We start from the raw sequence: 26867 nt of genomic DNA on the forward strand, positions 1-26867 counted from the left end.
TTCCCCCATTAGAACAGCATGGAGAACAGCATGTCTGACGCCCCAACCCTGCAAAGCTTCATTGCCGGTCGCTGGATCGGCCAGCACGGCGCCCAGGCCCTGCGCAGCGCCTTGAACGGTCACGTTCTGGCCTACAGCCATGAAGAGCGCCCGGATTTCGCCGAAGCCGTGGACTTCGCCCGCGCCCGTGGCCTGGCCGCCCTCATGGCCATGGACTTCCAACAGCGCGCCGCCCGCCTCAAGGCCCTGGCCTTGTACCTGGCCGAGCGCAAAGAGCAGCTGTACGCCTTGTCCCACCACAGTGGCGCCACCCGCGCCGACAGCTGGATCGACATCGAAGGCGGTAACGCCACACTGTTCGCCTATGCCGGCATCGGCAGCCGCGAACTGCCCTCCGGCAACCTGGTGCACGAAGGCCCGGCCATACCGCTGGGCAAGCAAGGCCACTTTGCCGGCAGCCATATCCTGGTGCCGCGTGCCGGGGTCGCCGTGCACATCAACGCGTTCAACTTCCCAATCTGGGGCATGCTCGAGAAGTTCGCCCCGACCTTCCTGGCCGGCATGCCGTGCATCGTCAAGCCCGCTACCTCGACCAGCTACCTGACTGAAGCCGTGGTGCGCCTGATGAACGCGTCGGGCCTGCTGCCCGACGGCAGCTTGCAGTTGGTGATCGGCAGCACCGGCGACTTGCTCGACCGCTTGCAGGGCCAGGATGTAGTGACCTTTACCGGCTCCGCCGATACCGCCGCCAAACTGCGCGTGACGCCAAACCTGATCCGCAACTCGGTACCGTTCACCGCCGAAGCGGATTCGCTGAACTGCGCGATTCTCGGCCCGGACGTGACCCCGGACAGCGAAGAGTTTGACCTGTACATCAAGGAGGTGGTCCGCGAAATGACCACCAAGGCCGGGCAGAAATGCACCGCCATCCGCCGCGCCATCGTCCCTGCCAAGCATATCGATGCCGTCGCTACCCGCCTGCGCGAGCGCCTGAGCAAGGTGGTGGTGGGCGATCCTTCAGTGGAAGGCGTGCGCATGGGCGCCTTGGCCTCGCATGATCAGCAGCGCGACGTCGGCGAGCGTGTACGCAGCCTGCTGCAGAGCTGCGACCAGTTGTTCGGCGCCAGCGACGGTTTCGCGCCGCGTGGTGAGGGTGTTGCCGAAGGCGCGTTCTTTGCGCCGACCCTGCTGCAGGCCCGCGACCCACACGCTGAAGGCGGTGCGCACGATATCGAAGCGTTCGGCCCGGTCAGCACGCTGATGGCCTACGATGACCTTGACGAAGCCCTGGCCCTGGCTGCCCGCGGCAAGGGCAGCCTGGTGGCGACCCTGGTCACTGCCGACCGCGCCGTTGCCGCCAAAGCCATCCCGGTGGCGGCTGCCTGGCACGGCCGCCTGCTGGTGCTGGACCGCGAAGCCGCGCTGGAATCCACCGGGCATGGCTCGCCGCTGCCACAACTCAAGCACGGCGGCCCCGGCCGCGCGGGTGGCGGTGAAGAGCTGGGCGGCCTGCGCGCAGTCAAGCACTATCTGCAGCGTGCGGCCGTACAAGGCTCACCGAGCATGCTCACGGCAGTAACGGGCGAGTACGTGCGCGGCGCAGAAGTGATCGAGAGCGAAGTGCACCCGTTCCGTCGCTACTTCCAGGACTTGCGTATCGGCGAGTCACTGTTAACCCACCGCCGTACGGTAACCGAGGCAGACCTGGTCAACTTCGGCTGCTTGTCGGGTGACCACTTCTACATGCACTTCGACGAGATCGCCGCCAAGGAATCGCAGTTTGGCAAGCGTATCGCCCATGGCTACTTCGTGCTGTCGGCAGCGGCAGGCCTGTTTGTATCCCCTGGCGCCGGCCCGGTGCTGGCCAACTACGGCCTGGATACCCTGCGCTTCATCAACCCTGTAGGCATTGGCGACACGATCCAGGCGCGCCTGACCTGCAAGCGCAAGATCGACCAGGGCAAGGCCAGCCCGTTGGGGCAGCCGCAAGGCGTGGTGGCGTGGGACGTTGAGGTTACCAACCAGCTGGGTGAGCTGGTGGCCAGCTATGACATTCTGACCTTGGTACTGAAGAAGGTTGACTGAGTAGCCTACCTGCCAAACGATGGGCTGCCTCGCAGCCCATCGCTCATTCATTCATCAACCCACCACGGCTGGGTCACCCACCGATTGATTGGGCTTGCTCCCGGAAATACGCCAGCTCACGGCGGTAATCCCATACCGTTCGGCCATTGGCCTGCTGACTTTCTTGATCTTTTCCCGCCCGAATTTCGGAATGATGCCGATGCCCGCATCACAGCTGGCCCAATGCCAGGCCTCGGCATTGTCCAACCGTTCCAGGCGGATGATGAAACTGCGCGGTTGGCCATGCAGTTGGTAGTCGATGATGTACAGCTGTGGACCAGGCATCGCAGGGGCCTCCTCTTCTCCATGGATGACCTTTTGATTGATCTGGGCAGTGCCAGAAAATTCAAAAAATTTGCCAACCTAGGTCAATCGCTACGGTCGCCGTCCGCCGCCATGGCTGTTCTGGCCACCCTTGCGGCCGGCTTCAGCGGCGCGTTCACGGTCATTGGCGAAGTTGCCACCCGACACCTTGCCGCCTTTGTGCCCTGCGCGGGAGGCTTTTTCCCGGTCGTTGGCGAAATTGCCCGAGTTGGTTTCCTTGGTGCCGCCGCGCTGGCTGGTACGTTCTTGATCACGCGCCATGTGATATCTCCTTGCGATGGAAAGGTTGCTGGGCCGTACCTTGATTCCGAGCCAGCAAATACGGGCAATGCTCAATCGAATTGCACACGGCTGACGGGTGGTGCCAAACGCCCCCAGGCCAAATGCTTGCGTGGTGGCATTAGGCATGCACGCTCCACTGGGTGGAATCGGACTCGATCGGCAGTTCGTCGATGGCATGGATCAGCCCGCTCTCCAGTGCCTCCTCGGGCCCCAGTATCCGCGGGTAGGCCATCAGGTAACGTGGCACGTCCAGCACTTCGGCACTGCCTTGGGTTCGCTCTGCCACGATTTGAGCGTACAGCCGCAGGTCGTAATCCAGGCTCATGGCGTATTCGGCCATCCTGGCGTGGTCGACCGACCCGTGAAGCGTCCAATGGAAAGGGTGAAACAAGAACTTGCTGAACGCGCAGGCGGTGCGATGCTCGCCCGCCAGAAACAGGATGTTGCCCATCGATTCCACCGTCCCCAGGTTGTGGGTATGCAGCGGAATCGGCAGCGCCCGCAGGAAGTTGTACAAGGTAAACCCATAGCTGCACTCCCCGCCCATGGTCGCGATGTTCAGTTGCAGCAGCTGTGCGCCTTGCTGCATGGCGCGCGAACAGGTGTTGATCAGGTTGCCGCAGGTGGATGAGTTGATCGGCCCGGTGAAATGGATGATGTGTCTGGCCATGTTTGCCTCCAGGGTTGGCGGTTCATGCCGGTGAATGGCCAATCCGTCATGGGGTGTAGTCGTCTTTTGCACCCGCTATGCGGTGGAGACGCCAACTGCGGCAAAGTTCAACTCTGCGTGTATTCCCCGTTGGTCAACCGTGCTGAACCTCACAGCCGCGCATCAGTCGCACCTTCAGAGCGACCTCTCAAAAAGCTGGCAATGAGGAAGGCAGCGTGAGCGAGATCCGTATTGGTATATCAGGTTGGCGCTATGGCCCTTGGCGCAAGGATTTCTACCCCAAAGGGCTGCGCCAGGACAGTGAACTCGCGTTCGCCTCGCGGGCAGTCAACAGCATCGAGATCAATGGCTCGTTCTATAGCCTGCAGACGCCCGAACGGTATCGGGGGTGGCGTGAGGAGACGCCAGACGGCTTTGTATTCTCGGTAAAGGCACCGCGCTACATCACCCATGTACGGCGGCTCAAGGACATCGAAGCGCCGGTGGCCAATTTCTTTGCTTCCGGGCCTTTGTTGCTGGGCGACAAGCTGGGCCCGTTTCTGTGGCAGTTCCCACCCAACATGAAGTTCGACGAAGCACGCTTTGCGCGGTTTCTGGCGCTGCTGCCGCGTAACCGAAAAGCGGCGCGCGAATGCGCACAAGGGTGTGACGAGCGGCTCAAGGGCAATGGCGGAACTGACATCAAAGGCAACGCACGCTTGCGCCACGCCGTGGAAATCCGCCACGAGAGCTTTCTTTGCGAAGCCTTCGTGAAGCTGTTGCGCAAACACCGTGTGGCGCTGGTCGTGGCCGACAGTGCAGGGAAATGGCCCTATGTCGAAGATGTCACGGCCGATTTCGTCTACATGCGCCTGCACGGTGATGTGGAGCTCTACAGCAGTGGCTACACGGCGCAGGCCTTGCGCCGCTGGAAACAGCGCATTCTGCGCTGGAGCCAAGGCAGCCAGGCAGACGACGCACACACCGTGCTACCGGGGGCACCGCCCAAACGGGCCACGCGTGATATCTACTGCTACTTCGACAACGACCAGAAGGTCCATGCGCCCTACGATGCCCGGCGCCTTCTGGAGAAGTTGAAGCTGGACTATGACCTGCTCACCGAACCCGGTGTCGACCCGGAGGTTGAGCTGTGAACAAGACCTTGCCCACACCGCGCTGCATCATCGACAACGTCACCACGGTGCAAAGGCTGACCGTGCTGACTCTCAACGTGCACAAGGGCTTCACCGCTTTCAACCGGCGTTTCATCCTGCCTGAGCTGCGCGATGCCGTGCGCGCCACCGGCGCCGACCTGGTGTTTCTTCAGGAGGTGCACGGCAGCCACCAGCAGCATGCCGAGCGCCACGCAGCCTGGCCGGAAACGCCGCAGTACGAGTTTCTGGCCGACAGCATGTGGCCGCAGTTCGCCTATGGCCGTAACGCTGTGTACCCCCATGGCGACCACGGCAATGCCTTGCTGTCGAAATTCCCCATCAGCCAGTTCGACAACCGGGATGTTTCCATCGACGGCAATGAGCAGCGTGGCCTGCTCCATTGCCGCCTGGAGGTGCCTGGGCATAAAGAGGTGCATGCAGTGTGCGTGCACCTGGGCCTGCGGGAATCACACCGCCAGCGCCAGGTGCGCCTGTTGCTGGAGCTGCTCGACAGCTTGCCGCCCGATGCGCCGGTGATCATTGCCGGCGATTTCAATGACTGGCGCCTGAAAGCGGATGTGGCGCTGTCCGAACACCTGGTCGAAGCCTTTGGCGAGCGTTTCGGCACCCCGGCGCGCAGTTTTCCGGCGCGCCTGCCGCTGCTGCGGCTTGACCGCATCTACCTGCGCAATGCTATGCCGAGCAAGGCGCAGGTGCTGTCGAAGTACCCATGGTCGCACCTTTCCGACCATGCCCCCCTCACTGCGGAGATCAGCCTATGAACCGACCTTGGCTAGAGGGCAACAGCGTGCAGCTGTTGATCAATGGCGAACAGTATTACCCGCGCGTGTTTGAAGCGATGGCCCAGGCGCGGGAGGAAATTTTGCTGGAGACGTTCATCATCTTTGATGACAAGGTCGGCCAGCAGTTGCAGCAGGTGCTGATAGACGCCGCGCAGCGCGGCGTGCGCGTCGAAGTGGCGGTCGATGGTTACGGCACTGCCGACCTGCCCGACACGTTCATCTCGGCCATGACCGAAGCCGGCGTCAACTTTCATGCCTTCGACCCACAGCCCAGGCTGGTGGGCATGCGCACCAACCTGTTCCGCCGCCTGCACCGCAAGATCGTGGTCATCGATGGGCAGCGCGCGTTCATCGGCGGTATCAACTACAGTGCCGATCACCTGGGCGACTACGGCCCCATGGCCAAGCAGGACTATGCCGTGGAGGTTACCGGCCCGGTGGTTGCGCAGGTGCATGCCACCAGCCGTCGCCTGATGTCCCCTGTGCTGCAGCCACCCAGTGAGGTGCGGCCTGTCACCGAGCCCACCGGGGCTATCACTGCCCTGCTGGTCGAGCGCGACAATGGCCAGCGCAGAACGGCCATCGAAGCCCAGTACCTGCAAGCCTTCCGCGCTGCCAGGCAGCGTATCGTGGTGGCCAATGCCTATTTCTTTCCGGGTTACCGGTTGCTGCGGGAGCTGCGCAATGCGGCGCGGCGTGGGGTGGACGTGACCTTGATCTTGCAAGGCCAGCCAGACATGCGCTGGGTGCGGGCCTTGTCGCGGCTGCTGTACAACTACCTGCTGCGTGACGGTGTGCACATTCATGAATACTGCCGCCGGCCTTTGCATGGCAAGGTCGCGCTGGTCGATGACCAGTGGGCCACTGTCGGCTCGAGCAATCTCGACCCCTTGAGCCTGTCGTTGAACCTTGAAGCCAACCTGTTCATCCGCGATCACGGCTTCAACCAACAATTGCATCAGCACCTGCAGTCGCTGGCCAGCGAACAGTGCAAGGCCGTCACCCTGGAGCGCATGGTCCGCGGTTACTGGTGGCGGGCGCCGCTGATTTTTCTGTGCTTCCACGCCATACGTCACTTTCCGCGCATTGCCGGCTGGTTCCCGGCGCACCGCCAGCGCCTGCGCTCGGTGCAGCCGGAGGTGGAAGCCCACGGCGATATGCATGAGGGCCAGACGTGATGGCGGGTAAACGTTGGCAAATCTGGGCCAAGCGCCTGTTCACCTTGCTCTTCCTTTTGTTGATTCCAGCCTTGCTGTTCATGCTTGCGCGCAACCTGGACTGGAACGAGGTGCGCCAGTCGCTGCTGGCCTACAAGCCTGGCACTTTAGCGATCGGGTTGGCGGTTGCGCTGTTCAGCTACCTGACGTTTGCCAGCTACGACCTGCTGGCGCGTGCCTATACAGGCCACAACCTGCCTGCCAGGCAGGTGTTGCCTGTGGCTTTCGTCTGTTATGCGTTCAACCTCAACTTCACCACCTGGGTGGGCGGCGTCGCGTTGCGTTATCGGCTGTACGGCCGGCTAGGTCTGGATACCGCGACCATTACCCGCATCCTGACCCTTGGCTTACTCACCAACTGGATGGGCTACATGGTGCTGGCCGGTACAGTGTTTGCCCTGCGCCTAGTAGACCTGCCGGACAGCTGGGCAGTCGGGGCAACGGGGTTGCAACTGATCGGGTTTGGCTTGCTGGCAATCGCCATCGGCTACTTGCTGGCCTGCGGCTTTGCGAAAAAACGCACCTGGCAATGGCGTGAGCACGAAGTCACCTTGCCTGGCTGGCGTCTGGCGCTGGCCCAGGTTGCCCTTGGCGCCAGCAACTGGGCGTTGATGGCCCTGTTGATCTTCTGGCTGCTGCCTGGCGAAGCCTTCTACCCGTCGATCCTCGGGATACTGCTCATCAGTTGCGTGGCGGGCGTGGTTGCGCACATCCCGGCTGGGCTTGGCGTGCTTGAGACGGTGTTTCTGGCGTTGCTGCATGGCCAGATGCAACAGGGCACGCTGGTAGCGGCGTTGCTGGGGTATCGCACGCTGTATTACCTGCTTCCGCTACTGTTGGCAGTGATCACGTACCTGATTCTGGAGAAACGCGCCAAGGCGATGCGCCAGCGTGATAATCCGGCCTAGCGCTCTACAGGGCATCGGCGCGGGGAATTGGGGCTGCTGCGCAGCCCATCGCCGGCAAGCCAGCTCCTACAAGGAATCTCGTTCTCCTGTAGGAGCTGGCTTGCCGGCGATGGGCCGCGCAGCGGCCCCAATCAATTAGGACTTATCTTCCTCATCAACCACATCATCGGTCCACGGCTCACCGTCCAATGGCGCCGAACGCGCCAGTTCAGCCTCATCCAGCCCAAAACCACCGCCAATCTCATTAGCATTGACCTGCCGCAACGACTGGTCTGCCGGCCCTTCGCCGTCACCCTCTTCAAACGGGTCGCGAGCACCGGTCTCGTCCAGCAAGGTATCCGGGCTCATGTCGTCATAAGTGACGTTGTCTTCGTGCAGGCTGTCGCTCAACGCTTCGCCACCCGTCATGCCGCTTTCGGCGACGCGCTGTGGCGGAAACTCCTGCTCATCTTCACGGGCAGGTCGTTCGTCGCCCACCCGCCCTTCGCGTTCGTCGTGACGGTCACTGAAGTCCAGCTCATGGACACTGCCCATGCGGTCTTCGGTGTCGTCGATTTCGGTAGGTGTGTAAAGCTTGGGTTCATCGGGGCGAGACATGTGCGTACTCCGTCAGTGGGCTATACACGGTCGACTGCGCTCACCACGGGAAAATTCAGAGTTTTTACGCCGGGGGCTGGGCCGCTTGTTGCGCACGGTGCAGTTCATTGGTCAGGTGCAGCCGCATCGCTGCCCGGGCGGCATCGGCGTCCTGGTGCGCGAGTGCAGCATGAATCTGCTCGCGCTCACGCACCTGTTGTGCGCGTTGCTGTTGGGTAACGTTGCTCTGCGGGCCACGCATCAGGGTATCGGCCAGGTGGCGCATGGCATCGATAAAGAAGCTGTTGCCGGTGCACAGGGCAATTTGCAGGTGAAACTCGAATACGATGCGCGTGCTGTCCTGGTGCAACGGCCCCACGGCATTGGCTTCGCCCAAGGCGTCGGCAATGGCCTGCAACTGGCTTGACGTAGCACGCTGCGCAGCAAGCGCGGCGCACTCCACCTCCAGGCTCAGGCGCAATTCGATGAGCGCCACCGCATCGAGGGCGCTGCCCTTCTCATGCGGGCTGTCCTGAAAGTCGCCTGGCCGGGTGGTGTCGACCACGAACGTGCCGATGCCTCGGCGGGTCTCGACCAGGCCCTCTGCCTGCAGCCGCGACATCGCTTCGCGAACCACGGTACGGCTGACCTTGCGCGCCTCGGTAAAGGCTTGTTCGGTCGGCAACTTGGTGCCCGCCGGTAGCTCGCCGGCCAGTATGCTACGCGACAGTTCAAGCACCAGTTGCTGGGCCAGGCTGACACGTCGTTCAGGGTTGACACGCTCCATCAGAGGATCCATTCAAAAACCAGACGATGAACGATTGTAACCGCAGTTTTACGTCAAAACGCACTATAATGCCCGCTGATCTCACAAGAGCACGATGATGTCTGACCTCACGGCTATTGCCCGAATCAAACCTCGCCGCCTGGCCGAATCGTTGGTCGAACGCTTTGCCCAACGCATGCGTGATGGCACCCTCAAACGCGGCGACAAACTGCCCACCGAAACGCAGATCATGGCCGCCGAAAGCGTCAGTCGCTCGGTAGTGCGTGATGCCTTGTCGCGCATGCAGGCGGCAGGCCTGGTCGAGACCCAGCATGGCGTCGGCACCTTCGTCCTCGACATGCCGGCCCCCGAAGGCTTCAACGTCGGGCCCGCTACCATTGTGCTGTTGTCCGACGTCCTCGACCTGCTGGAGTTCCGCCTAAGCCTGGAAGTCCAGGCTGCAGGCATGGCCGCCGAACGGGCCACGCCACAGGCCATCGACGAGCTGGAGCAAGCGTTGCACGCGTTGCTGCAAGGCCCGGAAAAGTCGGGCAGTACCACCAACGCCGACTTCCAGTTCCACCTGAAGATCGCCAAAGCGGCCGGCAACCCGTACCTCATCGACATCATGAAACACCTGGGCACCAAGCTGATCCCGCGCACCCGCATGAACTCCGCCTATACCGGGCAGAGCAACCGCAGCACCTACCTGGCGGGGATCAACGCCGAACACCAGCAAATCTTCGACGCCATCGTCAGCAAGCAGGTCGATGCGGCGCGTGCAGCCATGTTCCTGCATTTGAGCAATAGCCGCATGCGCCTGCGCGAGGCGCAGAAACACCAGGCGGTCTACAGCGAGTGAGCCGCTTCAGGCGCCGGTTGCACATCCTCGAAGACCAACCCGTCGCTGGCACTGACCTGCCACGGGTTGGCACTGCCGGTTTCGCTGAAGTGGACCGTGTCGAACCGTGAGCCCTTCAAACCATCGATCTTGGCTTTGGCCGGCCCGCTGAAACGCACCCGCTCGAAGGACAGGCCTTGGTGGTAAGCGCCGTGCAGGCTGTCGCCCTTGACCTCGATCGCCGCCAGTTGGGCATTCTCGACCGTGACATTGCTAACCCGCACATCGCGGAACTGGCCGGCGATGGTCGACTTCTTGTAGTCCAGCTTGGCGTTCGGGTCGTTGTAGTCGAGGGTGAAGATGAACGCCTGCTTGACCGTATTGCGCATCGCCGAATCACGGAACACCACATTACGCGCGCCACCGCCCATGAAATTGGTGCTCTTCATGCGTAAGCCGGTATCGGTGCCGTCAGACACGTTATCTTCGGCCAGGATGTTCTGGATCCACGCCCCCGTGTGGCTGCCGGCCACGACCATGCCGTGGCCCTTGCGGAAGTAGTTGTTGAAGATCCACGCGTCTTCTTGGGGCTTTTGCTTGACCGCATCGGCGCCGGTGCCGGCTGCGAAGTTGACGCAGTCATCGCCGGTGTCGAAGAAGTTGTTGAACACCAATGCGCCGCGGCTGTTGGCGAATTCGATGCCATCGCCGTTGTTGGCGTCGTAGGTCTTGTGCGTGGTGTTGGCCAGCACCACGTTTTCGGTCTCCAGGTTCATGATGCCGTGATAAGCCGGGTTGAGGACCGTGAAGCCGCCGTAGAACACGTTCTTGACGTTGCGCAAGGTGACCAGCGACGAGCGCATTTGGCCATAGGCGTCCTTGACGTTCATGCCTTCGGCCACGGCGCGAGCGACCTGGGCCTTGGCCAGCACGCCGTCCTGCAGGTAGCGGGTGTTGTCGCTCGGCAGGTAGAACGGCAGCGGTTGGCCACGTTCATCAACGATGTCGGCGTTGCGCCTCCAGCCATTACCATCAATGACCCCCTTGCCGACGATGCGTATGTTCTCGAATGCCTGGTGCGCACGCGGGTCACGCGGCAAGGCGTTGATCAGCGAGGCCGGGCGTACGGTGGTGGAGTACGGGTACTGGATATAGCCATCGCGGGGGTAGTCTTCGGCGCGCTCGGACCCGAGCAGGGTCGCGCCCTCGGCGATTTCCAGGGTCATGTTGCTTTTGAGGTACAGCGAGCCGCTTTTGTAGGTACCTGCTGGCAGCAGCACTTTGCAGCCGACGGTACAGGCGTCGATGGCCTTCTGGATGGCGGCGGTATCGAGGGTCTGGCCGTCGCCCTTGGCGCCATAGTGGCGCACGTCGAACAGTGCCGGCACGGCGGTGGTACGTTGGACGATTACCGGGCTGTCGGCCGATTCCTTGCCGGCGTGGTCCACCGAACGCACGGTGAAGCGGTATTCGGTGTCGGGCGCCAGGCCAACTGCGGTGTAGCTGTGGATGGCGATACGGTGGTGGAAATTGCGCGTGTCCTGCTCGTAGAAGCGGTCGATATAGGGTTTGGCCGGGGACACGAGCCCGTTGTTGGCGTTGCTGCCACCGAGCAGCTTGCCATTGGCGTAGACGTGGTAATCGGCGATGTCGGCAAGGTCGGCGGGTTTCTCCCAGACCAGGATTATCTGCTGGTCGTCGTAGGCCAGCGTCGGGACCAGGATTTTGCTCGGCGCTTCGAGTGCCCAAAGGGGTGAACTGAAGCCGAGTGCGAGGACAGTCAGCAGTGATCGGGTGGTCGCGGTGTTTGCATGCGGCATGGGGTTATCTTCCTTGTTATAGCGCTATGCACAGTCGTTGTAGGAGCAGCCTTGTGCTGCGAAGAGGCCATCCCAGCCAAAGAAAACGGTGGGTAATACCGGCCTCTTCGCAGCGCAAGGCTGCTCCTACACAAAGCGTGTGTCAGCTGACGTTACGTACTGATTCAGCACTGAAATCGCGGCTGGCCTGCACCAGCATGCGGGTGTAGTCGTGGCTGGCCAGGTCCTGGCTCAAGGCTTGGCTGTCCAGGCGCTCGACAATCCGCCCCTGTTGCATCACCGCGACCTTGTCGCACAAATGGCTGACCACACCCAGGTCGTGGGTCACCATCAGGTAGGTGAGTTTCTCGCGCTGACGCAGGTCCGCCAGCAGGTTGAGAATCTCTGCCTGCACCGATACATCGAGCGCCGACGTCGGCTCGTCCAGCAGCAACACCCGGGGTTCGAGAATCAGCGCCCGGGCGATCGCCACGCGCTGGCGTTGCCCGCCTGACAGCTGGTGCGGGTAGCGGTAACGGAAGCTGTCGTTCAAGCCGACCTTGACCAGGATGTCGTTGATGCGGTCATCGCGCTCGCCCAGGCCATGAATGGTCAATGGCTCGCGCAACGCGGTGTCGATGGTGTGCCGCGGGTGCAGCGAACCGTAAGGGTCCTGGAACACCATCTGCACCTTGCGAAAGTGCTCCTTGGGCAACTTGTGCTGCAGCGGGACGCCGGCAATGCTCAGCGCCCCGCTCCAGTGCCGGTACTGCCCTGCCAGGCAGCGCAAGACCGTGGTCTTGCCCGAGCCCGACTCGCCTACCAGGCCGAACGACTCGCCGTCTTCGACCGTCAGGTCGACATCGTGCAGCACCTGGTTGCAGGCGGCGCCCACACCAAAACTCAGGTTCAGCGATTGTGCTTGGATCATGCTCATGTCAGTTCCCTCAGCAGGTGAGCCACAGCGGGTCGCGTTGCAGGACCGGCAGGCGTGGGCGGCGGTTGTCCATGCTCGGCAGGGCCGCCAGCAGGCCACGGGTATAGGGGTGTTCGGCATATTGCAGGTCGCAGGCGGCCAGCGACTCGACCACCCGCCCGGCGTACATCACCAGCACCCGGTCGCAGTAATTGCGAACCAGGTTGAGGTCGTGGCTGACGAAAATCAGCCCCATCTGCTGTTCCACCACCAGTTCTTCGAGCACATTGAGCACCTGCTGGCGTACCGACACATCCAGTGCCGAGGTCGGCTCATCCGCGATGATCACCTCCGGGTTGGTGATGACCATCATGGCGATCATGATGCGCTGGCCCATGCCGCCGCTGACTTCATGCGGGTACAGGTTGTAGACCCGCTTGGGGTCACGGATATGGACCTTTTCCAGCATCAGCAAGACCCGTTCGCGGGCCTCGCTGCGGCTGGCCTTGTGGTGCGCCAGGTAGGCTTCGGCAATCTGATCGCCCACCTTGACCACCGGGTTGAGCGAGTACTTGGGGTCTTGCATGATCATCGAAATGCGCTGGCCGCGAATCTTCTGCATGGCCTTTTCGCTGGCACTGAGCAAGTCGACATCGCCGAACTGCAGGGCCTTGGCAGTGATCTGCGTGCTATTGGGGTGCAGCTTGAGCAGGCTGCGCCCGACGGTGGACTTGCCCGAACCGGACTCGCCGACAATGGCGAGCTTCTCGCGGCCCAAGGTGAACGACACATCGCGTACCGCGTGCATTTCTTTCTTGCCATTGACGAAGCGCACATTGAGCGAATCGACAGTGAGTTTGAGCGTCGACATAAAGCCTCCAGTTACTCGCTACGCGGGTCGAGAATGTCCCGCAGGCCATCGCCCAACAGGTTGAACGCCAGGCTCACCAGCATGATCGCGGCCCCCGGTACGGCCACCAGCCACCAGCATTCGAGCATGTAGCGTCGGCCGGTGGAGATCATCGCGCCCCACTCCGGCAACGGCGCCTGCGCGCCCAGGCCAAGAAAGCCCAATGCAGCTGCGGTAAGGATGATGCCGGCCATGTTCATGGTCAGGCGGATGATCACCGACGACAGGCACATCGGCACGATGTGGCGCAGGATGATCCGCGTCGACGACCCGCCTTGCAGCTCGACCGCAACGACGAAGTCAGCCTTGCGCAGCGACAGCGTTTCGGCCCGCGCCAGGCGAGCGATCGGCGGCCATGAGGTCAGCGCGATGGCGACCACGGCATGCTCCAGGCCAGGGCCGAGCGCGGCGATGAACGCCAGCGCCAGCACCAGGCTTGGGAACGAGATGAAAATATCGGTGATACGCATGAACACGGTGTCGACGACGCCACCGAAATACCCCGACACCGTGCCGATGAACAACCCGATCGGGCCGACGATCACGGTCACCAGGGTGATGATGTAAAGGGTGATACGTGAGCCATACACCAGCCGGCTGAAGATGTCGCGGCCGTACTCGTCGGTGCCGAACCAGTGCGCGGCACCGGGTGCCTGCAGGGCGTTGGCGAGGTTTTGCACGACCGGGTCATGGGTGGCGATCCACGGCGCGAAGGCGGCGACCACCACCAGCAGCAAGGCCACCAGCAGGCCAGCCAGGGTCATCGGGTTGCGCAGCAGGTGGCGCAGCACCCGCAGGCTGCTTTTGTACAGCGCATCGACACTGGACGCAGGTGTGTTGTCGGCCTGCGGCTTGTCGCTTGAAACGGTAGAAGACAGGTTGGCAATCATCGGCATGTTCTCGATGTGAAATCATGGCCACCTGGGGCGCCCGCAGACGCCCTCGGCAGTGTTCAGCGTTGCTTGTAGACGCCCAGGTAACGGGTCGCCTCGGCGTCATCGCCGGTGAAGCCCTTGACGTCCACTGCACTGACGGCGGTGTCGGTCATCTGCGAGATCATCATGATCGGGCCGACCTGTTGGTCGTAACGCTGCTGTGCCTGGTGGTACAGGTTCAGGCGCTTGCCGGCGTCACGCTCGACCCCAGCCTGGTCGATCAGCGCATTCAGCTGTTGGTCGAAGAACGATGCGCGCCAGCCCTGGAAGTTGGGCAGCCCGGCGGCATCGCTGTTGTCGGGGTTGTAGACGAAGGTGCGCAGGCTGAAGTACGGGTGCGGGTAGCGCTCGGCCCCACGGGCCACGATCATTTCGAAGTTGCGCGCACGCATGGCGCCGTACACCTGGTTGCCGGTGCCGGTGACAATGCTGGCCTTGATGCCGCCTTCGGCCAGGGTCGATTGCATGCGCGCGGCAATGTCGATGAAGGGCGGTTCGGACAGCGTCCGCAGGGTGGTGCTGAAGCCTTGCGGGTAGCCGGCTTCGCTCAGCAACGCCTTGGCTTTGGCCACATCGAGCCGGTAGCCAGGGTCTGGCAGGCGCGCGTCCAGGCCCAGTTGCATCGGCTGCTGGTTGAGCATGCCGTAATGCGGCATGACCTGTTCGTCGATGCCTTTGTAATCAATCAGGTAACGCACAGCTTCGCGCACCTTCGGGTTGGCGAACTCGGGCTGCTTCATGCTCATCGCCACGTAGTACATGGTGCCGCGCTGCAACGGCTGCACCTGCAACTGGTCAGAGCGCTCGACGGCTTTGATATCCGGTGCGGCCATGCCGTAGGCGAGGTCCAGGTCACCGCGTTCGAGCATCAGGCGCAGCGATTGCGACTCGGTCATGTGCCGCACCAGCACCCGCTTCATTTTCGCCGGGCCAGCCCAGTAGCCGTCGAAACGGTTCATCACCAACGCATCGTTGGCACTCCACTTGGCCAGCGTGAACGGGCCGCTACCCGCTTCATGGGTGACTAGCCAGGCGGCGCCGAGGTCGCCGTTTTTCTCGTGCTTCAGCACTTCTAGGCGGTCGACGATGACCGCACTGGGCGAGGTCGCCAGCGAGTCGATCAGCAGCAGCGGGTCGGTCGGTTGTGGCAAGTCGACCACCAGGGTCTGTGCATCGGTGGCGCGGATCAGCGCCTGGATGTTGTCGACGTTGTAGCCGTAGGCCTTCCAGGTGGTGGCCAGGCCGAAGTTGAGCTTCATCACCCGGTACAACGACCAGGCCACGTCCTCGGCGGTCAGCGGGTTGCCGGAATGGAATTTGACGTCGGTGCGCAAATGGAAGGTGATCTGCTTGCCGTCTTCGCTGATGTCCCAGCGTTCGGCCAGCTGTGGCAGGTGTTTTTCCGGGTTGCCCTGGTCGCGCTTGACCAAGGTGTCGTACAGGTTGGCGTTGACCCCGGAGGCATCCAGGCCCGGCGCATTGGCCGGGTCGATGGAAAACAGGTTGACCATGCTCATGCCGACGATCAACTGGTCGGCAGGGGTCTTGGCCTGCACGGCGGCCATCGGCGCCAAGGCCAGGATTGCACCCAGCAGGCTCATATGCAGCGGGGGAAGTGCAGTCTTCATGTGGGCGTCCTTCTTTTTATAGTTATGCAATGTGTTCACGCAGCCCCTGGGGGCTTAGCGGGTCCTTGGGTCGAACACCTTGTACAGGGCATCGCTGATCAGGTTGAGGGCGACGAAGATCAGGCCGATCACCAGCACGCAGCCCATCACCGCGTTCATGTCACCGAGCATCAGGCTGCTGGTGAGGTATTGGCCAAAGCCCGGCCAGGCGAACACCGTCTCGATCAGCACCGCGCCTTCGAGCAGCGAGCCGTAGGCCAGCGCCACCACGGTCAGCAGTTGCACGAGGATGTTGCGAAACGCATGGCCCCACACCACCTGGCGCCGCGAAAGGCCCTTGACCCGCGCCGTGATGATGTATTCCTGCGACAACTGCTCGAGCATGAAGCTGCGCGTCATGCGGCTGATATAGGCCACCGAGTTCAAGCCCAGGATCAGCCCCGGCAAAATGATGTGGCGCAAGGCACTGCTGAACGCCTCCCAGTCACGCGCCAGGGCGGTGTCGATCAGCAGCAGGCCGGTCACGTCCGGTACCATGCCGTCGTAGGCGAGGTCGATACGCCCTGCCCCGCCAGCCCAGCCGAGCCAGGCGTAGAACACCAGCAGGCCCATCATGCCCACCCAGAAAATCGGCGTGGAGTAACCGAACAAAGTGATCACCCGGGCCACATGGTCGCCCAGCTTGCCCTGGTTGCTGGCGGCAACCACACCCAGCGGCAGGCCGATGAGGATGCCGAACAGGATCGCTAGCGTGGCCAGCTCGATGGTCGCCGGGAACACCCGCTTGATGTCCTCCAGCACCGGGTGGCCGGTGAGCAGCGCATTGCCGAAATCACCGTGCAGCAAATCGTTGAGGTACAGCCCGAACTGGGTCCAGATCGGCTTGTCCAGGCCCATCGCCTGGTAGACCTGATCATAGGTGGAGCTGTCGGCGTCCGGCCCGACCACGGCCAGCACCGGGTCCAGCGGCATCACCCGACCAATGAAAAACGTCAGCGCCAACAGGCCGAGCAAGGTCACCAGGACCGTGCTGGCGCGTCGGGCAGTGGCAGACACGCGCGTGCCCAGCACAGAGGCAGTCGAAAGCAACATAACAGGCTCCTGAAAAAACGTTCAGCAAACACCGAGGCGTAAGGGGCGCGGGCGCCCCCGTCCCGCTCATCGCGACTTGTAGACGTCTTTGTAACGGGTGGTGGCCGCGCTGTGGGCCTGATAGTTCTGCACGTCGTGGTACAGCACCACGGTGTCGGTCATCTGCGACACCGGCAGAATTGCGCCCACCTGGGCGTCCAGGGACGTCTGGATCTGCTGGTACTGGGCCAACTGCCGCGCCTTGTCCGGTTCCACTTCGGCCTGCTCGATGAGGGTGTTCAACTCAGGGCTGTAGAACGACGTGCGCCAGCCCTGGAAGTTGCTCAGCTTGGCTTCGTCACGGTTGTCCGGGTTGTACACCAGGGTGCGCAAGCTGGAATGCGGATGCCGCTCGGCACCGCCGCCGCCGCGGCCCACCAGGATGTCGAAACTGCGTTCGCGCATGGCGCCGTAGATCTGGTTGCCGGTACCGGTGACGATGGTGGCCTGGATGCCGGCCTGGGCCAGGGTGGCCTGCAGGCTGGAGGCAATGTTGATGAACGGGGGTTCGGTGAGCACGCGGATGGTGGTCTTGAAACCATTGGGGTAACCGGCTTCTGCCAGCAGTTTTTTCGCTTCGGCCACGTTCAGGCTATAGCCAGGGTCGTCCAGGCGTGCCGGCAGGCCCAGCGGCAGCGGGCGCTGATTGAGCTGGCCGTAATGCGGCATGACGGTCTGGTTGATGCCCTGGTAGTCGATCAGCGAACGCACGGCTTTGCGCACGCGGGCGTCGTCGTAGGGTTTTTGTTTGACGCTCAGCGCCACGTAGTAGAGCGTGCCGCGCTGCACGGTCTCCGTGCGCACCTTGTCGGACTTCTCCAGCGCCTCGATGTCCGGGGCGGACATGCCCTTGGCCAGGTCCAGGTCGCCGCGTTCCACCATCAGCCGCAACGACTGCGATTCGGTCATGTTGCGCATGACGATGCGCTTGAGCTTGGCCGGGCCACCCCAATAGCCGTCGAAACGGCTCATCAGGATCACGTCGTTGGCACGCCAGTCGTTGAGGATGAATGGGCCGCTGCCAGCGGCATGGGTGGTCAGCCAGGCGGCGCCCATGTCGTCGCCCTTCTGGTGCTGCTGGACGACCTTGCGATCGAGGATGAACGCGCTGGGCGAGGTCGCCAGGGTGTTCAGCACCAACAGCGGGTCGGTCGGCCGCGGCAGTTCGAGGACAAAGGTGTGTTCATCGCTGGCGCGCATGTACTGGGCGACGTTACCCGCCGTGAAGCCGTAGGCCTTCCAGGTCGAGGCCAGGGCCAGGTTGAGCTTGAGGATGCGCTGCAGTGACCAGGCGACGTCCTCGGCGCTGAACGCGTTGCCGGACTGGAACTTCACGCCTTCGCGCAACTTGAAGGTGAGGGTCTTGCGGTCATCGCTGACCTGCCAGCTTTGGGCCAGCGCCGGCACCAGTTGGTCCGGTTGCTGCGCGTCCTGCACCAGCAGCATGTCGTACAGGTTGGCGTTGACCTCGGAAACGTCCAGCCCGGTGGCACCGGCTGGGTCGAGGGACAACAGGTTGATCATGCTCATGCCGACGATCAACTGGTCGGCCGGCGTCTTGGCGTAAGCAGCAGGTACCGAGGTCATTGCCAGCGATGCAGCAAGGACCCCTGCCCAGAATGTGGGGAGAACGCTCATGTGAGATTGCCTTTTTATAGTTATTGGACTCTCGGGCGGCACGCGAGGGCGCGTGCCGCCATGCACGAATCAGAAGCGTTGCAGCGTGTGGGTCTCGACGTAGTCGAAATCGATCTCTTCACCCAGGCCCGGCAGGTCCGACAGGTGCACGAAGCCATCCTTGTCCATCGGGTCGACCAGGCGCTTGAGGTAGGCCGGTACTTCGTCGTAGTCGAGGAACGGGTGCAGCAGACCGCGCTCGTACCAGGTGCAGTTCTTGATCGCCCCGACCACGGCCAGGTTGGCTGCGCCGTTGCCGTGGATCTCGCAATCCATGCCAAATGACTCGGCCATGTGCGCCACCTTCAGGCATGGGGCGATGCCACCGACCCCGGCAACCCCAGCACGCAGGATGTCACACACATCGTTCTTGACCCAGCTGGCCCGGCTCAGGTGCTTGCCACCCAGGCTTTCCGGGCCCAGTACCGGGATGTCCAACTGGCTGGACAGCCAGGCATAGGATTCGGCGGAGTCTTCCATCATCGGCTCTTCGAACCAGGCGAAGTCGAGCTTTTCCAGGGCACGGCCGATGGTCAGGGCGTCGGTGCGGCTGTACCAGTGGTAGCCGTCGATCATCAGGGCGATGTCCGGGCCGACTGCCTCGCGCACCGCGGCGCAGGCCTTGATATCCATGCTCACGCTGGGCGCGAACGACACAGGCGGCATCCAGGTGTGCAGCTTGATCGCTTTATAGCCGCGCTTGACCAGGGTTTCGGCAAAGCGCCCGTATTCCTCAGGGGTCGACAGGCCACCTTCAAGCTCGTCGCCACACATGGTCGAGCCATACGCAGGCACTTTGTCGCGGTAGCCACCAATCAACTTGTGCACCGGCACATTGAGCTTGCGCCCGGCCCAGTCCCACAAGGCCTGCTCGACCAACGCCAGGGCGCGATCGGTCAACTGGCTGGCACTGCCGCGCTGCCAGTGGGCGAGGTCGTGCCAGATCTTCTCGCGATCGAAGGCGTTTGCGCCGACCAGCACCTTGCGCACGAAACCGTCGAGCACGTAGGGGCGGATCAGTTCAGGGGCACCCAGTGCATAGCCTTCGTTACCGCATTCGGTGGTGATGCGCAGCAGCGCCATCTTGGCCTGGGTTACGTCACCGGGGTGGGCATGGCCGGCGCTGTCGACAGCACGGCGCGTGGGGTAGGAAAAAACCTGGACGTTTACAGCAGTGATGATCATGGACGTCTGAGCCTTCTTATTGGATTTGTGGCGGGTGAGTCACGCTCTGGAGGTCATCCTACGTCATCATACAACTTTTGAAAAGCACCCCTTAAAAACTTTCAAAAATGGCTTTTACGTATGCTTTTTTACCTCTTTTGGGATGCCGATCGCATTCCAATGGTTGCACTAAAGCCTCTATATCAGGCATTTCAAAGGCAATCCGAAAGGTCATCCGACAACCACTGAAGAAATCGTAGACAACCGAAATGTTGTACGATAACTTTGCCGCATCTGATCGCGGCGCCCTGCCCCTACCGCATCCGATCGTGACCACCCGCTTCAAAACGACCTCAACAAAAACAAGAAAAGAAGATCGAATGAACACCACACTCCGCACTCTCATTGCTGTCAGTACACTCGGCCTGTCGTTTTATGCCTGCGCAGACTCGGCCAGCATCAACTACCGCCACGGCTACACCGAAGACGACAGCATCCATTCCGACCGGATCAAGCTGAACTACCGGATGGACACTGGCCTGGGCTTCGCCGCCGAGATCAAGTACAAGACCGCCGGCGACCGCGAGGACGTGGCGTACGACAACATGGTCAACAACGGCCATGAGTTCACCGTGGACTACAACTACAAGCTGAGTCCCAAGTCGACCCTCACCCCCGCGTTCCAGATGGACAGTTCCAAGGACGCCACCACCTACAAGTTCGGTTTGAAGTACAACTACAAGATCAGCGACACCTGGTACGTCGCCACCCGTGTGCGGCACGACGCGCGCAACCTCGACCGCGACCAGATCGACCACTCCAAGGCAGACCGCGCCAAGGACAACCAGAACACCACTCGGCTCGAAGGCTGGCTCGGCTACACCCCGAAAGGGCCGTGGGCCTTCGAGTACCAGTACATTTATTTCGACACCGACTACATCCGCTACGACAACAAGAAGAGCGACTACGAGCAGAACCTGATCGTCAAGTACAAGCTCAACAAGCAGTGGGCGCCGTTCATGGAAGTGGGTGACATCAAGGTCAACGCCTACACCGACGACCGCCAGGCCCGCTGGCGCCTGGGCATCCAGTACAACTTCATGTAATGCCGCGCTGCCGGGTGCCTGCCAGGTGGCCCGGCGTTGTCGCCCAACTACCCCCAACCACCCCTCACGCCAAGGCGCTCGCCATGACCACACCCTCCTCGCCCACCCAGGGCAAACCGTTCAACCGCCTGCTGCTGACCGGCGCCGCCGGCGGGCTCGGGCAGATCCTGCGCGAAGCCCTGCAGGCGCACGCCAACGTCGTACGGGCTTCCGACATCAGTGCGATGGTGCCCGCAGCGGGCGCCCATGAAGAAGTGATCAGTTGCAACCTTGCGGACAAGGCCGGTGTACTGGCGCTTGCCCAAGGCGTGGATGCCATCGTCCACTTGGGTGGGATTTCCACGGAGCGTGCGTTCGAAGAGATTCTCGACGCCAATATCCGCGGCACTTTTCATATCTATGAAGCCGCACGCAAGCACGGGATCCCACGGGTGGTGTTCGCCAGCTCCAACCACGTCACTGGGTTTTATCCGCAAGACGAGCAGGTGGATGCACAGTCTGTGCGTCGCCCAGACTGTTATTACGGGTTGTCGAAATCGTATGGCGAAGACCTCGCCACCTTCTATTTCCACCGTTACGGCATCGAGACCGTGAGCTTGCGCATCGGCTCGTCATTCCCAGAACCGCGCAACATGCGCATGCTCTCGACCTGGCTGAGCTACGCAGACCTTTCACACCTGGTAGAACGGGCCTTGCTCGCTGAAAACGTTGGCCACACCGTGGTGTATGGCGTGTCGGCCAACCGCGAGCTGTGGTGGGACAACCGCTACGCGGCGCACCTGGGCTTCAATCCGCAGGACAGCTCGGAGCGCTTTCGCGCAAAACTCGAGCAACAGCCAAAACCTGCTACTGACGATGCCAGCGCGCACCTGCAAGGTGGCGCCTTCACCGTCGCCGGCCCATTCGGCGACTGACCCCGCGCTCTGCAACTCTTTAAAGCCCCTTGCACCCGAGCGGTGCAGCGGGCTCATGCCATCAGAATGCTCACCAGCATCTGCGCAGGCCGGCTCAACTCAACGCCCTTGCGCGTGACCACTTCGTACGGCTCGCTGCGCGACTTCAGCTGCAGCGGCAGGCGCACCAGCATGCCATGGTCCAGTGCGACCTTGGCCACATCCCACGGCATCACAGCGAGCAAGCCCGGGTCCTGCAGCAGCATCGACAACGTGGTGAAGGTCGAGGACGTTTCAATCGGGTATTGCGGAAAGCTCAGGCCCGCTTCGCGGAATTCGCGCTCCAACGTCAAGCGCATGGGCATGTTGACTGGGAATACCACCCAGCGTGAACTGGCCAACTGCGCAAGGTTCAAGGTCTCGCTGCCGGCCAGGGCGTGTGCAGGGTTGGCCACCAGCACCAATTGCTCCTGGTGTTTCGGCACACTGTCGTAGGCGGCGGGCCGCGGGCTGACACTGGTCCGGCAGATCACCACGTCCAGGCGGCCCTGGTCGAGCAGGTTGAGCAGGCGGTCGCTGGTGTCTTCAACTACCGACACCGACAGGTCTGGCTGGCTTTCACGCAAGCGCGCCAACCCCTCCACCAATATCGGCACCGCCCCCATGATCGTGCCGACCGACAAACGACCCCCATGGCCCTGCAGAATGCCCAGCATCTCTTCACGCAGGTGTGCCAGGTCGTTGCTGATCAGGCGCGCGTAGCGCAGCACGCAACGGCCCAGGTCATTGGCCTCGAGGCCCTTGCTGGTGCGCTCGAACAGTACCGCACCCAGGGTCGATTCAATCTCGTTGAGGGCTTTTGTCGCCCCCGGTTGGGTGATCGACATGGCCTCGGCCGCTTTATGAATCGAGCCCAGCTCATCCAGGCTGATCAATAACCGCAACTGGCGCAGGCGAAGGCGCGAGGCCATGGAACTCAGGGGTGGCAGCATAGGGGATCACTTAAAGTTATCATGGGGTCAGCAGGTCTCATTAGGCAGCAACGGCGGGGAAAATTAAAGTGAACTGCATCTTCAACAAGAACAACACAGGAACCCGCATGCGCCTGATCCAATTTGAAACCGCACCCGGCCAACGCCACGTCGGCGTGGTCGAAGGCGACCTGATCCAGGTCGTGCGTGATACCCACTCCATGCGTGAGCTGGCCTTGGCCGCGATCCGCAACCACACCAGCCTGGCCGCAGAAGTGCTCGAACGCGGCCTGGACAGCACGCAACACAGTTACAGCCAGGCCCTGAGCGACTGCCGCGTACTGCCCCCGCTGGACCACGAAGACCCAGCCCATTGCCTGATCAGCGGCACCGGCCTGACCCACCTAGGCAGTGCTGCCACCCGCGACAAGATGCACCAGCAAAAAATCGACGATGCGGCGGCGTTGACCGACACCGCGCGGGTCTTCCAGTGGGGCATCGAAGGTGGCCGCCCGGCACCGGGCACCGCAGGTGTACAACCGGAGTGGTTCTACAAGGGCGACGGCTCCATTGTGGTCCGCCCTGGCCAGGCCTTGCAGCGCCCGGCCTTTGCCGAAGATGCCGGTGAAGAGCCCGAGCTGGCCGGCCTGTATGTGATCGGCGATGATGGCCAGCCCTACCGCCTGGGTTTTGCCATCGGTAACGAGTTTTCCGACCATGTGATGGAACGACGCAACTACCTGTACCTGGCTCACTCCAAATTGCGCAGTTGCGCCTTTGGCCCCGAACTGCGGGTCGGTGAGCTGCCGCGCCACCTCGATGGCATCAGCCGGATTCGTCGCGGCGACCAGGTGATCTGGGAAAAGGCCTTCCTCAGCGGTGAGGACAACATGTGCCACTCGCTGGACAACCTGGAGTATCACCACTTCAAGTACGCCCAGTTCCTGCGCCCAGGCGATGTGCACGTGCACTTCTTCGGCACGGCGACCTTGTCGTTCGCCGACCAGATCAAGCCCGCCGAGGGCGATGTGTTCGAGATCAGCCTGCCTGATTTCGGCGCCCCTTTGTGCAATGGCATTGCCGGGACGCCTTCGGCCATCTCACCTGGCGAGGTGAAGACGCTCTGAACCGACGGCGGCGCAGGGCCGCGCCGCCGCGGCATTTCATAACAATCACAACAGTGAGATGAGCATGAAACACACCCCTTACCCGGCGGCCACAGCCGCCACGGCCAGCACAGACACCGCCAAGCCGACCACCGTGCGCTGGCGGATCTTCTTGATCCTGCTGTTGCTGGCAGCGATCAACTACATCGACCGGGCGTCGCTGTCGGTGGCCCTGCCCTTGATTTCTGCCGAGTTCGAACTCACCCCAGCACTTGAAGGGTTGATCCTCAGCGCGTTCTTCTGGTCCTATGCCCTGATGCAGATCCCGGCCGGTGTGCTGCTCGACCGCTTCCAGGTGCGCAACATCATTGGTGTCGCCACCATCGGCTGGGGCGCCTTCCAGGCGCTGGGCGGCTTTGCCCACAATTGGATCACCCTGCTGGTCACCCGCATTGGCCTGGGCGTGGCCGAGTCGCCGATCATGCCGGCGGGCGCCAAACTCAACGGCGCTTGGTTGACCCCCAACGAACGTGGCCGCGGCGCCACCCTGGTCGACGGCGGCGCGCCGCTGGGCACAGCGTTTGGCGCGATCATCATCGCCGGGCTGATCACCTGGTTCGACTCCTGGCGCATCGCCTTCATCATCGCCGGTGTCGGCACTGTGGCGGCAGGCATCTGGGCCTGGTGGTACATCCGCAACCACCCCAGCGAACACCCGCAGGTCAACGCCGCCGAACTGGTTTACATCACCCAAGCCAACGACGCCGCGACCCAGGCCAACGGCAACCGCAAGGCGGTACTCAAAGAGCTGCTCAAAAGCCGTTCGGTGCTGTGCATGTTCGCCGGCTACGCCTGCTACAACAGCGTGTTCTATGGCCTGCTGACCTGGATGCCAAGCTACCTGCACCAAGCCCACAACCTGGACATCAAGGCCATGGGTGGCGCGACCTTCCTGATCTTCATGTGCGGTTTTGTCGGCGAGCTGGTGGGCGGCTGGATCTCGGACAAGTGGAAAGCCAATGGCGGCCAGCCGAACACGGTCATGCGCAGCATGTTCGCAGGCTCCGCTGCCGTCGCCGCGCTGTGCATCCTGCTGGTGGCCTACACCCCCGATGCTGCACGGGTGATCGCCCTGCTGTGCGTGGCGCTGTTCTTCATCCGCTGGTGCGGCATGTACTGGTGCCTGCCGGCCATTCTCGGCGGTAAATCCAAAGCCGGCGTTCTGGGCGGCAGCATGAACTTCTGCGGCAACATGGTCGGCGTGCTGGTACCGATCCTGATCGGCCTGATCGTGCAGTTCACCGGTTCGTACTTCTTGGCCCTGATCTTCTTCGTGGTAATGGCCTTCGGCCTGATGCTGTTCTCTGGCCTGATCGACTATCGCGAGCGCGGGCTGGCCTGAGCCACGCGCCCTATTGAGGTAACTGTCATGCAACTCATTACAACAACAGGCAGTGAACGCGCTGCCCACGCCGTGATCCGACTCAACTCGCTCGACGACGTGCTGATCGCCCGCCAGGCCTTGCCCGAAGGGTTGCTGCTGGACGAAGGCATCACCGTTCGCCAGCCAATCCCTGCCGGGCACAAGGTGGCGGCGCGCGACATTGCGGCCGGCCAGCCGCTGCGCCGCTACGGGCAGATCATCGGCTTCGCCAGCCAGGCCATCACCGCAGGCGAGCATGTGCACGTGCATAACCTGGCAATGGGTGACTTTGCCCGTGACTACGCCTTTGGCGTCGATGCCCGTGGCGCGCAGGCGCCCAACGACGACACCTTCAGGGGGATCGTCCGGGCCGATGGCCGGGTCGCCACGCGCAACTATGTCGGCATCCTCACTTCGGTGAACTGCTCGGCCACCGTGGCCCGGGCAATCGCCGACCATTTTCGCCGTGACATTCACCCCGAAGCGTTGGCGCCGTACCCGAACGTCGACGGCGTGGTGGCCCTGACCCACGGCGTCGGTTGCGCCGTCGACCCCTCTGGCGAGGCTTTGGCCATGCTGCGCCGGACCTTGGGCGGCTATGCCGTGCATGCCAACTTCGCCTCGGTGCTGCTAATCGGCCTGGGTTGCGAAACCAACCAGATCCCTGAGCTGCTCGCCGCCCAAGGGTTGCAAAGCAGCCATACCCTGCGCACTTTCACCATCCAGGGCTCCGGTGGCACCAGCAAAACCATCGCCAGCGGCATTGCCCAGGTCAAGGCGTTGCTCGCCGAAGCCAACCAGGTCGAGCGCCAGCCAGTCAGCGTGCGCCACCTCACCGTGGGCCTTCAATGCGGGGGCTCGGACGGCTACTCGGGCATCACCGCCAACCCTGCGCTGGGCAATGCCGTGGACCGGCTGGTAGCTGCAGGCGGTACCGCGATTCTGTCGGAAACCCCCGAAATCTACGGTGCCGAGCACTTGCTGACGCGCCGCGCCGTAAGCCAGCAGGTTGGTGAAAAGCTGATCGCCCGCATCCAGTGGTGGGAAGCCTATTGCCAGCGCATGGGCGCCGAGCTGAACAACAACCCCTCTGCCGGGAACAAGGCCGGAGGCTTGACCACCATCCTGGAAAAATCACTGGGTGCGGTCGCCAAGGCCGGCTCCAGTGACCTGGTGGATGTGTACGAATACGCAGAGCCGGTGCGCGCCCATGGCCTGGTGTTCATGGACACCCCCGGTTATGACCCGATCTCGGCCACTGGCCAAGTCGCCGGGGGTGCCAACTTGATCGCCTTCACCACCGGCCGCGGTTCCGCCTACGGCTGTGCGCCCTCGCCGTCCATCAAGCTGGCGACCAATACGCGGCTGTGGGAAACCCAGGAAGACGACATGGACGTCAACTGCGGCGGCATTGCCGACGGCAGCATGACCATCGAAGAGCGCGGCGAGCACATCTACCAGATGATGCTGCGCATCGCCTCGGGCGAGCGCAGCAAGAGCGAACAGCATGGCTACGGGCAGAACGAGTTCGTGCCGTGGCAGATCGGCGCCATTACCTGACTGC

At 62.5% G+C, this 26867-nt stretch carries 24 protein-coding genes and 1 pseudogene; 11 read left to right on the forward strand and 14 right to left on the reverse strand.

Annotation, left to right across the window (positions count from 1 at the left end):
• The first annotated feature begins 30 nt into the window (after nucleotides 1-30).
• Nucleotides 31-2085 (forward strand): phenylacetic acid degradation bifunctional protein PaaZ, encoded by a 2055-nt coding sequence (paaZ, locus tag GIB19_RS09760; RefSeq protein WP_274885340.1) that lies wholly within the window; start codon nucleotides 31-33, stop codon nucleotides 2083-2085.
• 54 nt (nucleotides 2086-2139) lie between these two features.
• Here the strand turns inward: paaZ and GIB19_RS09765 are convergent, their stop codons facing one another.
• From GIB19_RS09765 to GIB19_RS09775, 3 genes and pseudogenes are all read right to left on the reverse strand, one after another.
• Nucleotides 2140-2409 (reverse strand): DUF6555 family protein, encoded by a 270-nt coding sequence (locus tag GIB19_RS09765; protein WP_027593236.1) that lies wholly within the window; start codon nucleotides 2407-2409, stop codon nucleotides 2140-2142.
• A gap of 90 nt (nucleotides 2410-2499) precedes the next feature.
• A pseudogene (locus GIB19_RS09770) lies at nucleotides 2500-2655 on the reverse strand (general stress protein); the annotation flags it as partial.
• A gap of 193 nt (nucleotides 2656-2848) precedes the next feature.
• The gene (locus GIB19_RS09775; RefSeq protein ID WP_099429346.1) at nucleotides 2849-3400 is read right to left on the reverse strand and encodes an ATP-dependent Clp protease proteolytic subunit; all 552 of its coding nucleotides are present in this window, start codon (nucleotides 3398-3400) and stop codon (nucleotides 2849-2851) included.
• A 215-nt stretch (nucleotides 3401-3615) separates the two neighbouring features.
• Between GIB19_RS09775 and GIB19_RS09780 the strand changes: the two genes are divergently transcribed.
• Genes GIB19_RS09780 through GIB19_RS09795 form a run of 4 tightly spaced genes read left to right on the forward strand, consistent with a single transcriptional unit; the run spans nucleotide 3616 to nucleotide 7461 of the window.
• Nucleotides 3616-4533, forward strand: coding sequence for a DUF72 domain-containing protein (locus GIB19_RS09780; protein WP_274885342.1), 918 nt, complete (start codon nucleotides 3616-3618; stop codon nucleotides 4531-4533).
• Nucleotides 4530-5315 (forward strand): endonuclease/exonuclease/phosphatase family protein, encoded by a 786-nt coding sequence (locus tag GIB19_RS09785; RefSeq protein ID WP_027593232.1) that lies wholly within the window; start codon nucleotides 4530-4532, stop codon nucleotides 5313-5315. The genes GIB19_RS09780 and GIB19_RS09785 overlap by 4 nt, the downstream gene beginning before the upstream one ends.
• Nucleotides 5312-6514 carry a cardiolipin synthase ClsB gene (gene clsB, locus GIB19_RS09790; protein ID WP_027593231.1) on the forward strand — a complete coding sequence of 401 codons (1203 nt, stop codon included), beginning with the start codon at nucleotides 5312-5314 and terminating at the stop codon, nucleotides 6512-6514. Before GIB19_RS09785 ends, clsB begins: the two co-directional genes overlap by 4 nt.
• Complete coding sequence (locus GIB19_RS09795; RefSeq protein ID WP_274885344.1) at nucleotides 6514-7461, forward strand: lysylphosphatidylglycerol synthase domain-containing protein; 948 nt, start codon at nucleotides 6514-6516, stop codon at nucleotides 7459-7461. The genes clsB and GIB19_RS09795 overlap by 1 nt, the downstream gene beginning before the upstream one ends.
• Nucleotides 7462-7596: 135 nt before the next feature.
• Here the strand turns inward: GIB19_RS09795 and GIB19_RS09800 are convergent, their stop codons facing one another.
• Entirely contained in the window at nucleotides 7597-8058 is a 462-nt protein-coding gene (locus tag GIB19_RS09800) for a phosphotransferase system, HPr-related protein (RefSeq protein WP_099429350.1), read from the reverse strand.
• A 64-nt stretch (nucleotides 8059-8122) separates the two neighbouring features.
• Nucleotides 8123-8824, reverse strand: a complete 702-nt coding sequence (locus tag GIB19_RS09805; protein WP_274885345.1) for a FadR/GntR family transcriptional regulator — start codon at nucleotides 8822-8824, stop codon at nucleotides 8123-8125.
• A gap of 97 nt (nucleotides 8825-8921) precedes the next feature.
• Here GIB19_RS09805 and GIB19_RS09810 point away from each other — a divergent pair, with 97 nt between their 5' ends.
• Nucleotides 8922-9665: a FadR/GntR family transcriptional regulator gene (locus GIB19_RS09810; RefSeq protein ID WP_099429352.1), complete on the forward strand. Its 744-nt coding sequence runs from the start codon at nucleotides 8922-8924 to the stop codon at nucleotides 9663-9665.
• Here the strand turns inward: GIB19_RS09810 and GIB19_RS09815 are convergent.
• The 8 genes from GIB19_RS09815 to GIB19_RS09850 all read right to left on the reverse strand — a co-directional run bounded on the left by GIB19_RS09815 (nucleotide 9653) and on the right by GIB19_RS09850 (nucleotide 19825).
• Nucleotides 9653-11464, reverse strand: a complete 1812-nt coding sequence (locus GIB19_RS09815) for a glycosyl hydrolase family 28 protein (protein ID WP_099429353.1) — start codon at nucleotides 11462-11464, stop codon at nucleotides 9653-9655. The two genes, GIB19_RS09810 and GIB19_RS09815, sit on opposite strands and share 13 nt — an antisense overlap.
• 142 nt (nucleotides 11465-11606) lie before the next feature.
• Nucleotides 11607-12380, reverse strand: a complete 774-nt coding sequence (locus tag GIB19_RS09820; protein WP_027593225.1) for an ABC transporter ATP-binding protein — start codon at nucleotides 12378-12380, stop codon at nucleotides 11607-11609.
• Between the two features lie 10 nt (nucleotides 12381-12390).
• The gene (locus GIB19_RS09825) at nucleotides 12391-13230 is read right to left on the reverse strand and encodes an ABC transporter ATP-binding protein (protein WP_099429354.1); all 840 of its coding nucleotides are present in this window, start codon (nucleotides 13228-13230) and stop codon (nucleotides 12391-12393) included.
• An 11-nt stretch (nucleotides 13231-13241) separates the two neighbouring features.
• A complete protein-coding gene (locus GIB19_RS09830) occupies nucleotides 13242-14159 on the reverse strand; it encodes an ABC transporter permease (protein WP_274885346.1) in 918 nt (305 codons plus the stop codon).
• A 62-nt stretch (nucleotides 14160-14221) separates the two neighbouring features.
• Nucleotides 14222-15832 carry an ABC transporter substrate-binding protein gene (locus GIB19_RS09835; RefSeq protein WP_099429355.1) on the reverse strand — a complete coding sequence of 537 codons (1611 nt, stop codon included), beginning with the start codon at nucleotides 15830-15832 and terminating at the stop codon, nucleotides 14222-14224.
• A gap of 54 nt (nucleotides 15833-15886) precedes the next feature.
• Nucleotides 15887-16924 (reverse strand): ABC transporter permease, encoded by a 1038-nt coding sequence (locus GIB19_RS09840; RefSeq protein ID WP_027593221.1) that lies wholly within the window; start codon nucleotides 16922-16924, stop codon nucleotides 15887-15889.
• A 66-nt stretch (nucleotides 16925-16990) separates the two neighbouring features.
• Nucleotides 16991-18601 (reverse strand): ABC transporter substrate-binding protein, encoded by a 1611-nt coding sequence (locus GIB19_RS09845; RefSeq protein ID WP_274885347.1) that lies wholly within the window; start codon nucleotides 18599-18601, stop codon nucleotides 16991-16993.
• 69 nt (nucleotides 18602-18670) lie between these two features.
• Nucleotides 18671-19825, reverse strand: a complete 1155-nt coding sequence (locus GIB19_RS09850) for a mandelate racemase family protein (protein WP_085272840.1) — start codon at nucleotides 19823-19825, stop codon at nucleotides 18671-18673.
• A 359-nt stretch (nucleotides 19826-20184) separates the two neighbouring features.
• Here GIB19_RS09850 and GIB19_RS09855 point away from each other — a divergent pair, with 359 nt between their 5' ends.
• Both GIB19_RS09855 and GIB19_RS09860 read left to right on the forward strand, forming a co-directional pair.
• The gene (locus tag GIB19_RS09855; RefSeq protein WP_099454123.1) at nucleotides 20185-20910 is read left to right on the forward strand and encodes an oligogalacturonate-specific porin KdgM family protein; all 726 of its coding nucleotides are present in this window, start codon (nucleotides 20185-20187) and stop codon (nucleotides 20908-20910) included.
• A gap of 83 nt (nucleotides 20911-20993) precedes the next feature.
• Complete coding sequence (locus GIB19_RS09860) at nucleotides 20994-21824, forward strand: NAD-dependent epimerase/dehydratase family protein (protein ID WP_274885348.1); 831 nt, start codon at nucleotides 20994-20996, stop codon at nucleotides 21822-21824.
• A 53-nt stretch (nucleotides 21825-21877) separates the two neighbouring features.
• Here the strand turns inward: GIB19_RS09860 and GIB19_RS09865 are convergent, their stop codons facing one another.
• Complete coding sequence (locus GIB19_RS09865) at nucleotides 21878-22795, reverse strand: LysR family transcriptional regulator (protein WP_099429358.1); 918 nt, start codon at nucleotides 22793-22795, stop codon at nucleotides 21878-21880.
• Between the two features lie 107 nt (nucleotides 22796-22902).
• Here GIB19_RS09865 and araD1 point away from each other — a divergent pair, with 107 nt between their 5' ends.
• From araD1 to GIB19_RS09880, 3 genes are all read left to right on the forward strand, one after another.
• The gene (gene araD1, locus GIB19_RS09870) at nucleotides 22903-23901 is read left to right on the forward strand and encodes an AraD1 family protein (protein ID WP_274885349.1); all 999 of its coding nucleotides are present in this window, start codon (nucleotides 22903-22905) and stop codon (nucleotides 23899-23901) included.
• Nucleotides 23902-23965: 64 nt separating this feature from the next.
• Nucleotides 23966-25282, forward strand: a complete 1317-nt coding sequence (locus GIB19_RS09875; RefSeq protein ID WP_274885350.1) for an MFS transporter — start codon at nucleotides 23966-23968, stop codon at nucleotides 25280-25282.
• Between the two features lie 27 nt (nucleotides 25283-25309).
• Entirely contained in the window at nucleotides 25310-26863 is a 1554-nt protein-coding gene (locus GIB19_RS09880) for a UxaA family hydrolase (RefSeq protein WP_274885351.1), read from the forward strand.
• Nucleotides 26864-26867 lie beyond the last annotated feature (4 nt).

Origin of the sequence: Pseudomonas sp. ITEM 17296, assembly GCF_028895205.1 — a bacterium.
GTDB lineage: Bacteria > Pseudomonadota > Gammaproteobacteria > Pseudomonadales > Pseudomonadaceae > Aquipseudomonas > Aquipseudomonas kermanshahensis.

Excerpts from the sequence above, each read along its gene's own strand:
- GIB19_RS09835 (WP_099429355.1), bottom strand. The coding sequence starts at position 15,832 with ATGAAGACTGCACTTCCCCCGCTGCATATGAGCCTGCTGGGTGCAATC.
- GIB19_RS09820 (WP_027593225.1), bottom strand. The coding sequence starts at position 12,380 with ATGAGCATGATCCAAGCACAATCGCTGAACCTGAGTTTTGGTGTGGGC.
- GIB19_RS09860 (WP_274885348.1), top strand. The coding sequence starts at position 20,994 with ATGACCACACCCTCCTCGCCCACCCAGGGCAAACCGTTCAACCGCCTG.
- clsB (WP_027593231.1), top strand. The coding sequence starts at position 5,312 with ATGAACCGACCTTGGCTAGAGGGCAACAGCGTGCAGCTGTTGATCAAT.
- GIB19_RS09830 (WP_274885346.1), bottom strand. The coding sequence starts at position 14,159 with ATGATTGCCAACCTGTCTTCTACCGTTTCAAGCGACAAGCCGCAGGCC.
- GIB19_RS09795 (WP_274885344.1), top strand. The coding sequence starts at position 6,514 with ATGGCGGGTAAACGTTGGCAAATCTGGGCCAAGCGCCTGTTCACCTTG.
- GIB19_RS09825 (WP_099429354.1), bottom strand. The coding sequence starts at position 13,230 with ATGTCGACGCTCAAACTCACTGTCGATTCGCTCAATGTGCGCTTCGTC.
- GIB19_RS09810 (WP_099429352.1), top strand. The coding sequence starts at position 8,922 with ATGTCTGACCTCACGGCTATTGCCCGAATCAAACCTCGCCGCCTGGCC.
- GIB19_RS09805 (WP_274885345.1), bottom strand. The coding sequence starts at position 8,824 with ATGGAGCGTGTCAACCCTGAACGACGTGTCAGCCTGGCCCAGCAACTG.
- GIB19_RS09765 (WP_027593236.1), bottom strand. The coding sequence starts at position 2,409 with ATGCCTGGTCCACAGCTGTACATCATCGACTACCAACTGCATGGCCAA.
- GIB19_RS09840 (WP_027593221.1), bottom strand. The coding sequence starts at position 16,924 with ATGTTGCTTTCGACTGCCTCTGTGCTGGGCACGCGCGTGTCTGCCACT.
- GIB19_RS09815 (WP_099429353.1), bottom strand. The coding sequence starts at position 11,464 with ATGCCGCATGCAAACACCGCGACCACCCGATCACTGCTGACTGTCCTC.
- GIB19_RS09845 (WP_274885347.1), bottom strand. The coding sequence starts at position 18,601 with ATGAGCGTTCTCCCCACATTCTGGGCAGGGGTCCTTGCTGCATCGCTG.
- GIB19_RS09800 (WP_099429350.1), bottom strand. The coding sequence starts at position 8,058 with ATGTCTCGCCCCGATGAACCCAAGCTTTACACACCTACCGAAATCGAC.
- GIB19_RS09850 (WP_085272840.1), bottom strand. The coding sequence starts at position 19,825 with ATGATCATCACTGCTGTAAACGTCCAGGTTTTTTCCTACCCCACGCGC.
- GIB19_RS09875 (WP_274885350.1), top strand. The coding sequence starts at position 23,966 with ATGAAACACACCCCTTACCCGGCGGCCACAGCCGCCACGGCCAGCACA.
- GIB19_RS09880 (WP_274885351.1), top strand. The coding sequence starts at position 25,310 with ATGCAACTCATTACAACAACAGGCAGTGAACGCGCTGCCCACGCCGTG.
- GIB19_RS09855 (WP_099454123.1), top strand. The coding sequence starts at position 20,185 with ATGAACACCACACTCCGCACTCTCATTGCTGTCAGTACACTCGGCCTG.
- paaZ (WP_274885340.1), top strand. The coding sequence starts at position 31 with ATGTCTGACGCCCCAACCCTGCAAAGCTTCATTGCCGGTCGCTGGATC.
- araD1 (WP_274885349.1), top strand. The coding sequence starts at position 22,903 with ATGCGCCTGATCCAATTTGAAACCGCACCCGGCCAACGCCACGTCGGC.
- GIB19_RS09865 (WP_099429358.1), bottom strand. The coding sequence starts at position 22,795 with ATGCTGCCACCCCTGAGTTCCATGGCCTCGCGCCTTCGCCTGCGCCAG.
- GIB19_RS09775 (WP_099429346.1), bottom strand. The coding sequence starts at position 3,400 with ATGGCCAGACACATCATCCATTTCACCGGGCCGATCAACTCATCCACC.